Here is a 13170-nt window from a genome sequence, read left to right on the forward strand (position 1 = left end):
TAAAAAAGAGGACTAGGCAATCGCACTCAATTACGTTACTTAGCTGCTAGTTTGATCTTGTTGATCATCACATCGCCATTTTTCTCGATGTAAGCGCTCCAAACTGGTTGGATAGCTTGTTGGAAAGCAGCACCATCAACGTCACGGTTTACTTGCATGCCGTTTGCTTCTAGTTGAGCAATCATCTTGTCTTCTTTCTGGATGCTTAGCTCACGTTGCATTGCTACGGCTTCAGCAGAAACTTCTTCGATAATCTTTTGCTCATCTTCAGTTAGCTTGTCGAACTTGCGTAGGTTCATTGTTAGAACTAATGGTGAGTAAGCATGTTGTGTAAGGCTTAGGTATTTTTGTACTTCATCAAACTTGAAAGACAGCGTTACAGAAATTGGGTGGTCTTGAGAGTCAACAACGCCTGTTTCAAGTGCAGTATAAAGTTCAGATACTGGAAGCTGCTGCGGGTTAGCACCGAGCTCATTGAACATGTCGTTTAGCGCTTTCGAGCCATTCACACGCATTTGTAGGCCTTCAACATCTGAAGGAACACGAATAGGTTTTTCGTTGTTGGTCATGTTGCGGTAACCATTTTCAGGGAAACCAAGACCTTTAAGACCGAATTTTTCAAAGTTCGCTAACACTTCTTTACCCGGCTCGCCGTCCAGTACTTTGTATGCTGTTTGACGATCTGGGAACATGAACGGCAGAGTGAAGGCCGCTGATTCAGGCATTAGGCCGTTGTAGTTGTTCAAGCCAACCATCGCTAAATCGACGATGCCAGCACGTGAACCATCGATCATTTGCTTATCACTGCCCAATTGACCTTGTGGGTAGATGTTTACTTTGATTTCGCCGTTTGAACGAGCTTCTACTTCTTTCTTAAAGAACAAAGATAGGTCTTGTTGCAAATCCGACTCTGGTGCAGCGTGCGCCAGTTTTAGAGTCGTAGCGGCAAAAGCGCTAGAGCTCATTGCGATAGTCGAAGCGAGTAGAGTAAGTTTTAGTAGGGTTTTCATTATTATTTTCTCCGTCGAGGATTAACCAATGACAAACGACATTGGCACAGTGATAATGCTTGGGAAGATGACAAACAGTGTGAGCAGAGCCATGTAAGCCGCGATGAAGGGCAATACACCTTTCACTGCAGTCGACATTGGTACTCTCGCTACACCACACACTACGTTTAGTACGGTGCCTACAGGAGGCGTAATCAAGCCAATTGAACAGTTGATAACGAACAGTAGGCCGAAGTACGTTGGGTCAATCCCAGCCATCTTGATGACAGGCATTAAAAGGGGTACAAGGATTAGAATCGTTGGGCTCAAGTCCATAACCATGCCGACACAAAGTACGAGCAACATAATTACTGCCATTAATAGGCGTGGGCTATCCACCAGTGGACCTAACATTTCTGCGAGTTGTTGAGGAAGCTGAGCAACAGTAATTAACCACGCAGCGACCATTGCACAACCCACCAAGAACATAACCATTGCGGTCGAGCGACCAGCGTTGAGTACGATGTGGTAGAACTTCTTAATAGTGAGTTCTTTATAAACAAACGTTGAGATGAAAATAGCGTAAGTGGCGGCGACTACAGCGGCTTCTGTCGGTGTAAAAATACCAAAGCGAATACCGACAATGATGATGACTGGTAACATCAATGCCCATACGCCATCTTTAAGTGCAGCGCGTTTTTCAGCCTTTGTTGCACGTTCAGACGTTTCTAAGTTTTCTTTACGAACCGTCCAGCGCCACACAAACATCAATGTCATACCCATTAACAGGCCAGGAACGATGCCGCCTAGGAATAGGTTTTTGATCGAGATACCGCCAGCAACACCTACAAGGATCAGAGGGATTGAAGGTGGAATAACGGGTGCGATGATACCGCCTGAAGCAAGTAAGCCCATTGAAGGTGCTTCTGGGTATTTCGCTGCTTTCATCATTGGGTAAAGAATACTGACCAAGGCTGCTGCATCAGCTACAGCTGAGCCAGAGAGACCAGCAAGCAGTACCGAAGTCATGATTGCAACGTAACCTAAGCCACCTTGACGGTGTCCCACGTAAGTGGTTGCTAGGCGAACAATACGCTGCGACAAACCACCCGATGCCATTACTTCACCCGCAATGAGGAAGAATGGAATGGCAAGCAGAGTGAAGCTGTCGACACCATTAATTAAAGACTGCGCAAGAATGTCTGCACTAAAGAAGTCCATGTGAAGCATCAGCGCCATTGAAGACAATAACAGTGCAAACGCAACAGGAAGACCAAGTAAGATTGAGACAATCAATACCGATAAGAAAATGGCTAACGTCATTATTCTTTCTCCTCATCTAAGCTATCTAGCTGCCAGTCGGGCTTGAAGATTCGCATAAAGGCAATCACGCCCATTAACAAACCTGACACCACACCGGCTAAGTAAAATAATGCTGAAGGAAGCCCTGTAAGCTGAGAAATATCTGACCAGTTAGACATCATTTGACGGTATGAACCGACGTAAAGCATGCCGACAGAAATCAGTACTATTACCCAGCAGATACGTCTTAATACGGGTACTGCTTTTGGGAAAAGTCGTTCAGAAAATTCCGCAACAGCGAGGTGTTCACCTCGGCGCAGCACAACGGCAGCACCGAGCATGACAACCCATACAAGACCAAGGCGAGATAGTTCTACAGAGGGACGAAGACCAGAAGAAAAGCCATAACGTAAAACTACGTTAGTAAATACGAGCGCAACCATACAGGTCAGAATGACCGCCATGATGACATCGATACTTTTCCAAATACTCTTTAATACACTTTGCATAACGCTTTCCCTACCTTTGGCTAATTACAGAGACGTAATTTGTTCCCAAATTCCATCGTTAATTTCAATGCCGCCAGCTGCTTCGTGTTTCTTAATGAAGTTTTCAATTTCAGAACCAGCAATCATCACTGAACCCGTTTCTGCAGGCTCTGACTCAAGCACGTAATCGCGGATGCGCTTCATCTCTTGTGCGTAAGTGCTTTGATCCATTGTCTTGCTTAAGTCGATAGCGATAAGGAATTGAGATACACCAAACTCACCACCCATATCTTCAGTCAGCGCTGGTACTGAGTGGCCGCCAGTGATTGCCGTTAGCATCATGTCAAGTACGATTGCCATTGATGAACCTTTCCAGAAACCCATTGGAAGTAGGCGTTTGTTTTCCCACAGTACATGCGGGTCTTTAGTGAGTTCACCTTCGTTGTCAAAGCCACCAACAACAGGTAGTTCTTTGTCAGCAAGCACGAAGTTTTGTAGTTGGCCGTAAGAAAATTGGCTCATTGAACAGTCAACAACCACCGGTGGATCGCCCGCAACCGCCATGATGAGAGGGTTTGAACCAACACGGTGATCTTTACCACCCCATGCTGGCATCACTGCGATTGAGTTGGTTGATGCAATTCCTGCAAAACCTTCGCGAGCCATTTTCAATACGTAAGCACCGCCACGCATCCAGTGGTTAGAATTACGCATACCGACCATGCCAATGCCGTAGTCACGAGCCAATTCCATGGCACGTTCTGCACAGATAAGACCGTTAAGAACGCCAGGACCGTAGTTACAATCCCATTGCTCGAGTGCACCCATGCTGTTAACGCATTCTGGTTCTGCATTGAGTTTGATTTGACCTTTATCTACTTGGTCAATGAATACAGGAAAACGGTTGATGCCATGTGAGTATGTGCCTTCGTTTGCCATCTCAACAAAACCAGCCGCAAGCTTGGTTGCCATCTCTGGCTTCATGTCGCGAGCTAAAAGGATTCGTTCGTATTCTTGTTGTAGTTTTTCTGTTGATACTAAAGGCATCTGTGTTCTCCGATAATTTGAATTCCATAATACGGAATCAATTATTGTTTTTATTCCGAAAAAATTCTGTGAGCAAAGTTACGAAATATTTCCTTATTAAGTTTTTCTCTAATAACTGTTAACTGGTTAAAAAGTGGAACAAAAAGATTTAAAGATTCCGCAATGCGAAACAAAAAGCGTGTTCAGGATCTGGTTTCTACGACTAATTGAGGTGAAATTCGACAATTTGGCGGGATTAAACTTGTCAAAAGATGGGTTATTAACCAACCGTAACTTTACTGAATATAAAATAGTGGCGGTGAAATCTGAGGTGTTGGTCAAATTCGGAGAGGGAAGTACGCACAGTTGACCCGTCTTCTATATAGTGGTTTTGTTGTTTTTGTACTATTGCTTGGTAGATATTTGTGAAGTATTGGAGCCAGCTTCTATGAAAATTGTTATTGCACCAGACTCGTTTAAAGAATCTTTATCGGCGGTATCGGTGGCGGCGTGTATTGAAAAGGGCTTTCGTGAAATCTTTCCTGACGCTGACTATGTGACTTTACCTCTGGCCGATGGTGGCGAAGGTACGGTAGATATATTGCTACAAGGTTTAGCCGGACAAAAGCGAACCCATCAAGTTGAAGGGCCATTGGGTGAGTTGGTTGGTGCTGAATGGGCGATGTTAGAACCGTCGGCTCAGAACCCAAATAAAACGGCTTTGATAGAGATAGCTGCTGCGTCTGGTTTAGACTTGCTGAAACCAGAACAGCGTGATCCTTTGATTGCTTCGTCTTTTGGAACAGGGCAGCTGATTTTGGAAGCGATAGAGCAGGGCGCTCAAACGATTATTCTTGGCTTGGGTGGCAGTGCGACCAATGATGGTGGTGCAGGCATTGTACAAGCGTTAGGTGGTAAATTGCTTGATCGTGCAGGGCAAGAGCTCAGCCGAGGTGGCGCTGTGCTAGCGGATTTGGCTTCAATTGATCTTACAGGCGTCGATTCTCGTTGCTCCGATATTGAGTTGATTGTGGCGTGCGATGTGGATAATCCATTGTGTGGTGATAACGGTGCCAGCTATATATTTGGTCCGCAAAAAGGAGCGACACCTGAACAAGTCTTAATGCTTGATAAGGCGCTTGAGAATTTTTCTCAAGTTGCAGAAACGCAAGGTTATGTCGGTGGCGATGAGCCTGCTTACAAGCGCGTGGGTTATGGCGCAGCTGGTGGTACGCCGATGGGGCTTGGTTTGTTATTCAATATCCAAATTAAACCCGGCATTGAGATGGTGCTCGATGTTTTGCAAGCTGATGATCTATTGAAAGGTGCCGATTTGGTGATTACTGGCGAAGGGCAGATGGACAACCAAACTCTGCAAGGGAAAACGCCTTATGGCATTGCTAAACGAGCGAGCTTACAAGGCATTCCGATCATAGGCATTGCTGGCTCACTGGGAACAGAAGTAGAAGCACTTTATGGTGAAATGAACAGCTTGTTTGGTACGGTTCGTTCTCCTCAGTCACTTGACCAAGTTCTGCTAGAAGCCGAACTAAACCTTACCAGAACGGCGAGAAATATCGCTGCGACTCTGAAAGTAGGCCATGCGATCTTGAAATAAAGTGAGGTTTGACAATTGGTTACTTAACATCATGGTTCGATAGGTTTTATAGATAGCAACGATAAATAGAAACGATTATATTTTATACCATTAGAGGTCTATTCTATATCCATAATATTTTAGGGGCTTTTGAAAGGAAGCCAGTATAAATATCAAGGTGCACTCACTATTGCTGCACCTTTGGACCTTAAGGAATAGATCATGAGTAAAAAACTAACTACAGCTGCGGGTTGTCCTGTTGCTCATAACCAGAATGTTCAAACTGCGGGTAAGCGCGGTCCTCAACTTCTTCAAGATGTTTGGTTTTTAGAAAAGATGGCGCATTTTGACCGCGAAGTCATTCCAGAGCGTCGTATGCACGCGAAAGGTTCAGGCGCTTACGGTACATTTACTGTTACGCATGACATTACCAAATACACCAAGGCAAAACTGTTTTCTGAAATAGGCAAAAAGACCGACCTGTTTGCACGTTTTACAACGGTGGCGGGTGAGCGTGGCGCTGCCGATGCTGAGCGTGATATCCGTGGCTTTGCATTGAAGTTTTATACTGAAGAAGGTAACTGGGACATGGTGGGTAACAACACGCCAGTATTCTTCCTTCGTGATCCTCTCAAGTTCCCAGATCTAAACCATGCGGTTAAGCGTGACCCGCGCACTAACATGCGCAGTGCGAAGAACAACTGGGATTTCTGGACTTCTTTGCCGGAAGCTCTACACCAAATTACCATCGTGATGAGTGATCGTGGTATCCCTGCTACTTACCGTCATATGCATGGTTTTGGTAGCCATACATTCAGCTTTATTAATGCAGACAACGAACGTTTCTGGGTTAAGTTCCACTTCAAATCTCAGCAAGGTATTAAGAACTTGTCTGATGCAGAAGCGGCACAAGTGATCGGCGATGACCGCGAAAGTCATCAACGTGATCTGCTAGACAGCATTGATAATCAAGACTTCCCTAAATGGACACTGAAAGTACAAGTGATGCCAGAAGCGGATGCGGCAAAAGTGCCATACAACCCGTTCGATCTAACTAAGATCTGGCCGCACGCAGATTATCCATTGATTGAAGTAGGTGAGTTTGAATTGAACCGTAACCCACAAAACTTCTTCGCTGAAGTTGAGCAGTCTGCATTCAACCCGGCAAACGTGGTTCCGGGTATTAGCTTCTCACCAGACAAGATGCTACAAGGCCGTCTGTTTGCTTACGGTGATGCACAGCGCTACCGTTTGGGTGTTAACCATCAGCATATCCCAGTGAACGCACCTCGTTGTCCTGTACACAGCTACCACCGTGATGGTGCGATGCGTGTCGATGGTAACTTTGGTAGCACATTGGGCTATGAGCCAAACAACGAGGGCCAATGGGCAGAGCAACCAGACTTTGCAGAACCGGCATTGAGCCTAGATGGTGCTGCAGCGCATTGGGATCACCGCGAAGATGAAGATTACTTCTCGCAACCGGGTGATCTGTTCCGTCTAATGACACCAGAAAAACAAGCGATTCTGTTTGATAACACAGCGCGTAACCTAGGCGGCGTGCCTAAAGAGATTCAACTGCGTCACCTAAGACACTGTTACAAAGCCGATCCAGCTTACGGTGAAGGCATTGGTAAGCTACTTGAAATCGATGTAAGCGAATTTAAGTCGTAATCAATAAGTTTGATTAGTTAAATGAAAGGCCGTTGAGTGAATCACTCAACGGCCTTTTTTGATCTCGCTGATCATCAAGCAACCCTAAATCATTGAAAAGTTGAACTATTCACATTGATAGTTTTTACCTATCGAATTGATAAATTTATCCCATTATCTTTGTAAGAACGATCGGATTATTCTACGACTATCAGTTTATAAAGTAGAAGAGTTTGAGATGAGTAAGAGCGCATTAATCGTTGAAGGTGGGGCAATGAGAGGCATCTTCGCTGCCGGAGTGTTGGACGCCTTTATGCAAGACGATTTCCGTCCTTATGATTTTGCCATCGGCGTATCAGCAGGTGTGTCCAATTTGGTTGGTTACTTATCTCAAGCTCCGAAGCGTAGCTACAACGTGATCACCACTATGGCGACCGATAAAACGTTCTTTAACCCTGCTCGCTTTGCTAAAGGTGGCAATTTGGTCGACGTTAAGTGGTTGTGGGATGAATCTAACCAACGTTATCCACTGGATTGTGGTGAGCTGTTCTCAAGTGTTCCTTTAATTGCTGCTGTAACTAACGTCGATACTGGCAGTGCAGACTACTATCACATCAAGCCAGAAAACCTTTCTAACGTGGTTGAAGCAACAACAGCTCTACCTATCGCTTACCGTGAAACACCGTGCTTCTCTGGTGGTTGCTATACCGATGGTGGTGTAGCCGACTCTATTCCGGTTCGCGAAGCCTATCGTCGTGGTGCACGAGACATTACCGTTATTCTTTCTCACCCATTAAGCTACCGAATGAAGCCGCAGAAGTATCAGTGGATGCTGAAAAAGCTGTTAAAGAAATTCCCTAATATTGCAGAGTCGATGGCGGTGCGTGCCGAAAACTACAACCAGTCTCTGGAGTTCATTCGTAACCCTCCAAAAGATGCGACCATCAAGGTGATTGCGCCGCCAGAAGCGTTTGCGGTTAAGCGACTCACTATGGATCAATCAACGCTTGATGCCGGTTATGAGATGGGGGTTAAAGCAGGGGAAGAGCACCTTGCTATTCGAAAAGGCGTGTATGGTTTAGACACCGAAGATTGTCATTTCTGCGTCTAGGAACGGTTTTAGAATACTGGATAAACGAAAAAGCCACGCTGTTCACTTAGGAATAGCGTGGCTTTGTGTTTGTAGATCTGGTCTGTTATTAACTCAGCCAGCTATTAACTCAATCTGCTATTAAACGAGTTCGTTACCGCTGTTGTTGCCTGTAAAGAAGGCATCAACACTATTTAGCGTTGTATTGGCAATGTTGAACAGAGCATCTTTAGTCAGGAAGGCTTGGTGACCTGTGAACAATACGTTATGACAAGCAGATAAGCGACGGAATACGTCATCCACAATCACATCGTTAGATTTGTCTTGGAAGAACAACTCTTTCTCGTTGTCGTAGACATCAAGGCCAAGCGCGCCAATCTTGCTTTGTTTCAACGCTTCGATTGCTGCGGTTGAATCCAGTAGTTCACCACGGCTGGTGTTGACGATCATCACGCCATCTTTCATTTTCTCAAATGCCGTTGCATCCAACAGGTGGTAGTTCTCTTTACTCATTGGGCAATGCAGAGAAATCACGTCAGATTCTTGGTAAAGCTCGTCGAGCTCAACGTATTTAGCGCCCAGTTCTTTTGCCAATGGGTTCGGGTATGGGTCGTAGCATAGGATGTTCATGCCTAAACCTTTCAGAATACGCATGGTTGCTAGCCCAATTTTGCCAGAGCCGATCACACCAACAGTTTTACCGTGGAAGTTAAAGCCAACCAAACCCTCAAGAGAGAAGTTCGCATCACGAGTGCGTTGGTATGCTTTGTGTAGTTTACGGTTCAAACACATCATCATGCCAACCGTGTGTTCTGCTACCGATTCTGGTGAGTAAGCCGGAACGCGAACCACTTGCAGACCAAACTCTTTGGCTGCATCTAAATCGACTTTATCAAAACCGGCACAGCGCATTGCAATCAGCTTAGTGCCGCCTTTCGCTAGAATCTCTAGCACATCTCGCGATAGGTCGTCGTTTACAAACGCACAAACGACTTCGTTGTCGTGCGCCATTTTTGCTGTTGTTGTAGTGAGGCGAAAATCGTGAAAATGGAACTCGGCGTTGAGTTCGCCTTTTGCCAGTTCAAATGATTTTTCGTCGTATGATTTTGAGCTAAAAAAAGCAATGTTGAGCATGGCTTCCTCTCTTACCTAAAATATAAATAACCCACTGATTCATTCTTTGAAACGGGATTAAAACAAGGGCATGTTGACCTTTCGCGGTTAAGTTTTGTTCGAGATAAAATCGTTTTAATCGCGACGAGAGGTTTGCCGCCTAGTCATTCTAAGCAAAACCCTCTCAACAAAGAGTAAAACGATTTTAGCCGAACCCTTCGGGCAGTGTTTGTGGTTCCTTTCTACAGCGTTATCGAATTCTCATGTAGGCGAGCTACACCTCGAATTCTCTGCCTTGTATAAATAACCCACAAACGGCTGCAAAAATCAGCTCGATAGGTCAACATGCCCTGCAACTCTGTTCAGTGTGCTAGAGTTTTTTTGTCTTGTCTATCACCATTAGTCACTGTAATTACTATGGTTATTTGGTCTTTTTCTTCACTTATGAACACTGAAAATCACATTACGAAGTAGCTTGCTTATAAGTTCATCAATATTGAATGGATCTTACTTTCTGGTGTTGAACATCTTCTTAGTCTCTTTCTCAGACCAGAAGTTAATGTTGAATTGTGCGTCGTCGCTAAGTTCTACTCGATGCCAATATTGAGGTGGGCTTGTGGCAAATTGTCCAGCTTCGATTGTGATAACACTTTCGGGTTCTGTCGCTTCTGCATCGGCAAAACCGTAGAAGGTGACCGTGCCTTCCATTACGCAGATCTGGCCGAATACGCCTTCTGCGGTGTTATGGTGATTAAGCAATGCAGCCGGTATGTTGTCTTTGGTGAAAAATGGCGTTGAACGTTGAATTTTCCAGTGTGACGGAATACGTAAATGACTCATATAAAACCTCTTATCTGTCTGTATTTTGAATACAAGCATTAGCTTTGATGGAATTGGTGACTGTGATTACCAGTAGTTTTCACTGCTGAATTGGCCGGGTTTTCTGCGTAAGTGCTTCTCGAAACCTAAGCTGGTTAGTGCTTCACTTGTGTCGCGAACCATTTGCGGATTGCCACAAAGGTAGAAAAAACTGCGGGTTTGATTGAAAGCGACAGACGTGGTTTGCTCAAGGTTGCCTCCAAGTAACAAGCTTGGGATTCGTCCGCGCAAAGTTCCGGTGACTGATTCTCTAGAAATAATTGGCACATATTGTAGTTTCCCTTGGAAGTGATTAACGAGTTGAGCGATACGGTCTCGATAAGTCAGGTCTTGTTCTGTTCTTACGGCATGAACCAGTACAAGGTTTTTGAATGACATTACTTTTTCGACATCTGAGCCGTTTTGCTGTTGTATCTGCATGCTTTCGAGCATTGAGATAAAAGGCCCAACGGCAGTCCCGGTTGAAAGCATCCATAGATCGTCGGCGATCTCTGGGATCTCATCTAAGGTCATAAAGCCGCTTGGGTCTTTGCCGACAAAGATGTCATCGCCTACCTTCAACTCATGAAGTTGAGGTGAAAGCTGACCGTTCTGATCCTTAATAATCAAAAACTCCAGATGTTGGTGACCTTGTTTGTGCTCTGGCGCATTCACCATTGAATAAGCCCGTCTTACGAACTCATCCTCTCTGTTAAGCAAGCCAAGTTTCGTGAATTGACCCGCCTGATAGGGAGAGACGGGAGCACTGACTTGCAGCGAGAACAGTTGATTTGTCCATTGTGTTTTATGTAAGACTTTGCCAGTTACCAAACCATGAGGAATATCTGTCATATCATCACCTTTACTTAGAGAAGTTATCTCATTAAGGATACTCAACTATTTACACTTTGGAGTTGCATGTACCATGCCATTAATGAGAATGCTTATCAATACTGGTTATTCGGTAAAAATTAACTTGAATGATGTCAAATAGACTTTGTACTGCTGTGTCTAAATGACCTCTTTATTGTTTTTTGATGTGGCACTTTCAGATTAAGGGGAGAGATTGATTTATGGGCACAGACCAAAATTAGTTCCGTGGTTTGACCCTTAATGTATTCACCAATAACTAAAGAGAATATTTTATAGATGAGTATAATGGCGGCTTTCGATCTCAATATAGCCGTGTTTTATGCTTGATAATCTTCGTATGGCCTTGAACGTGTTGTTCGTGACCATCAATACCGCAATGACTGCGTTTACCGTGAGCTTTTTTGGCCTCATCAAACTGATTCTTCCAATCTCTATTGTTCAAAAGTCATGTACTCGTTTAGCGAATTTCACATTTTGGTGTTGGGCTTCGCTCAATCTTTGGATGTTGAATGTGAATAACGATATCGAGTGGCAAGTTGAGGGCGGGGAAGACATCTCGACTAAGCAATGGTACTTGATGATGTCGAATCACCTCAGTTGGGCGGATATCGTGATTTTGTCTTCGATCTTGAAAGACAAGATGCCAATGACTAAGTTCTTCCTTAAGCATGAATTGCTGTACGTTCCTTTTGTTGGTTTGGCTTGTTGGGGCTTGGATATGCCTTTCATGAGACGTCACTCACGTGAGTTTTTGATTCGTAACCCTGAGCGTCGCAATGATGATTTCGATGCAATTAATAAGGCATGTACTAAGTTCAAATGGGCACCGACAACATTGGTGAATTTTGTTGAAGGGACTCGTGCAAACCACGAGAAACTGGCGACAGCGAAAACACCTTATCGACATCTACTCAAGCCAAAAACCGGCGGTGTGGCGTTTGCTCTGTCTGCTATGGGCCCAATCTTAGATGGTATTGTGGATGTCACTCTGGCTTATCCAGAAAATCAGGCTTATCCATTTGAAGACATGCTGAAGGGTAAAATGACCAAGGTGGTGGTGCGTATTAAACTGCACCCAATGGATGAGAACGTGAACGGTAATTATTTTGAAGATAAAGCGTTTAAACGTCGTTTCCACAGTTGGTTGAATAATACGTGGAAAGAGAAAGACGACTATCTTGATACGGTTTATGGGGTTGATACGCCCTGTAAGGTTGAAACGACTGATGAATCTGATGTGGCTTATAAGAAACAAGAACAATAAGCTCATACCAAATCGATAGCATCAAAAAAGCCGATAGTTCATTGAACTGTCGGCTTTTTTATTGATTGGGCTTTGTCTACTCAAACAGTGCAGTCAGTGCTCACTATGTTTTAAAGCGCTAAAACAAGGATGGTCAAAGAGTGAGGAAGTTAAATCGCTTGGTAAGCCTCAATGATGTGCTTAACCTGACTGGTTTTGCCTTGCTTCTCTTGTCCTTGATGGATGCGCAAGTAGTGCTGCAATGTTTTGGCTTTGTATTGCAGTGATACTTGCTTCTGTTGTTCACAGTTCGGAGTCCAGATCTTGTCGCCGACGCTTGATATCTCAGTTACCGTTCGGTTATTGCCGTTATCATCTAGATTTTTGTCGCTTTCACCTTGGTTATTGCTGACCAATAAAATCTCGTAGTAACGACGGTTCTCTTCAATTAACACTTCATCAATTAGGCCGAAATTGAGCGCCTTTAAATGATTTCTTAGCTCGAACTGCTGATGAACCGGGCAAAGCAAAAAATCGATCGCTTTGTCTGGATGCTTACAATGAATATCGTCGACGAGCTTTTGTGTTAGATCGCCTCCCACACCCGCAATAATGACTAGATGTCTGCCAGTGTGCTTTTCCAATGGAATCGCTGCGACATCCAAGCAGTAGACTTGCCATTGGCTAGTAACCTTTTGCTTTGCGGTTTCACCTTGGGGAAAGTAACGCGTTAGTTTGCCTTCCAGTTCATTCATCAGAGAAGGGACAATATCGACAAAATGAATCTGCGGTGCTTTGTGGTCAGATAATAGCTGAACACCCAAGAAGCCGTGATCACAACAACAATCCCAAATATGTTGGTAGTCATTGCTGACAAGGGAGTGGAGAGTTTGCAGTCGGTTACTTAGCTTCATAAGGCTCGTGTCGTTAAAAAAGGG

At 44.4% G+C, this 13170-nt stretch carries 12 protein-coding genes; 4 read left to right on the plus strand and 8 right to left on the minus strand.

All coding sequences use genetic code 11. From position 1 onward, the window contains the following. Positions 1-35: 35 nt before the first annotated feature. Genes AB6D07_RS05705 through yiaK form a run of 4 tightly spaced genes read right to left on the minus strand, consistent with a single transcriptional unit; the run spans position 36 to position 3826 of the window. Positions 36-1010 (minus strand): DctP family TRAP transporter solute-binding subunit, encoded by a 975-nt coding sequence (locus tag AB6D07_RS05705; protein WP_012600146.1) that lies wholly within the window; start codon positions 1008-1010, stop codon positions 36-38. Between the two features lie 21 nt (positions 1011-1031). Next, positions 1032-2312, minus strand: coding sequence for a TRAP transporter large permease subunit (locus AB6D07_RS05710; protein ID WP_009845881.1), 1281 nt, complete (start codon positions 2310-2312; stop codon positions 1032-1034). Beyond that, positions 2312-2800: a TRAP transporter small permease gene (locus tag AB6D07_RS05715; RefSeq protein ID WP_012600147.1), complete on the minus strand. Its 489-nt coding sequence runs from the start codon at positions 2798-2800 to the stop codon at positions 2312-2314. Before AB6D07_RS05715 ends, AB6D07_RS05710 begins: the two co-directional genes overlap by 1 nt. Positions 2801-2824: 24 nt before the next feature. After that, positions 2825-3826: a 3-dehydro-L-gulonate 2-dehydrogenase gene (gene yiaK, locus AB6D07_RS05720; protein WP_009845879.1), complete on the minus strand. Its 1002-nt coding sequence runs from the start codon at positions 3824-3826 to the stop codon at positions 2825-2827. 427 nt (positions 3827-4253) lie between these two features. Here yiaK and AB6D07_RS05725 point away from each other — a divergent pair, with 427 nt between their 5' ends. The 3 genes from AB6D07_RS05725 to AB6D07_RS05735 all read left to right on the plus strand — a co-directional run bounded on the left by AB6D07_RS05725 (position 4254) and on the right by AB6D07_RS05735 (position 8166). Further along, the gene (locus AB6D07_RS05725; RefSeq protein ID WP_017102304.1) at positions 4254-5423 is read left to right on the plus strand and encodes a glycerate kinase; all 1170 of its coding nucleotides are present in this window, start codon (positions 4254-4256) and stop codon (positions 5421-5423) included. Between the two features lie 201 nt (positions 5424-5624). Next, entirely contained in the window at positions 5625-7076 is a 1452-nt protein-coding gene (locus AB6D07_RS05730; protein ID WP_017102305.1) for a catalase, read from the plus strand. Between the two features lie 217 nt (positions 7077-7293). Next, positions 7294-8166 (plus strand): patatin family protein, encoded by an 873-nt coding sequence (locus AB6D07_RS05735; protein ID WP_017102306.1) that lies wholly within the window; start codon positions 7294-7296, stop codon positions 8164-8166. Between the two features lie 120 nt (positions 8167-8286). Here the strand turns inward: AB6D07_RS05735 and AB6D07_RS05740 are convergent, their stop codons facing one another. From AB6D07_RS05740 to AB6D07_RS05750, 3 genes are all read right to left on the minus strand, one after another. Then, positions 8287-9279 (minus strand): 2-hydroxyacid dehydrogenase, encoded by a 993-nt coding sequence (locus tag AB6D07_RS05740; RefSeq protein ID WP_017102307.1) that lies wholly within the window; start codon positions 9277-9279, stop codon positions 8287-8289. Between the two features lie 486 nt (positions 9280-9765). Then, the gene (locus AB6D07_RS05745) at positions 9766-10098 is read right to left on the minus strand and encodes a DUF1971 domain-containing protein (RefSeq protein ID WP_009845875.1); all 333 of its coding nucleotides are present in this window, start codon (positions 10096-10098) and stop codon (positions 9766-9768) included. 66 nt (positions 10099-10164) lie between these two features. Next, complete coding sequence (locus AB6D07_RS05750) at positions 10165-10968, minus strand: ferredoxin--NADP reductase (RefSeq protein ID WP_032500572.1); 804 nt, start codon at positions 10966-10968, stop codon at positions 10165-10167. Positions 10969-11308: 340 nt separating this feature from the next. On the opposite strand from AB6D07_RS05750, the gene AB6D07_RS05755 reads away from it, so the two are divergent. Then, the gene (locus tag AB6D07_RS05755) at positions 11309-12253 is read left to right on the plus strand and encodes an acyltransferase (protein WP_017102309.1); all 945 of its coding nucleotides are present in this window, start codon (positions 11309-11311) and stop codon (positions 12251-12253) included. A gap of 149 nt (positions 12254-12402) precedes the next feature. Here the strand turns inward: AB6D07_RS05755 and AB6D07_RS05760 are convergent, their stop codons facing one another. Beyond that, the gene (locus tag AB6D07_RS05760; protein ID WP_017102310.1) at positions 12403-13146 is read right to left on the minus strand and encodes a tRNA (adenine(22)-N(1))-methyltransferase TrmK; all 744 of its coding nucleotides are present in this window, start codon (positions 13144-13146) and stop codon (positions 12403-12405) included. Positions 13147-13170: the final 24 nt, after the last annotated feature.

This window comes from Vibrio sp. 10N.239.312.C11, assembly GCF_041466065.1.
In the GTDB taxonomy this organism is placed as follows: Bacteria; Pseudomonadota; Gammaproteobacteria; order Enterobacterales; family Vibrionaceae; genus Vibrio; species Vibrio tasmaniensis_A.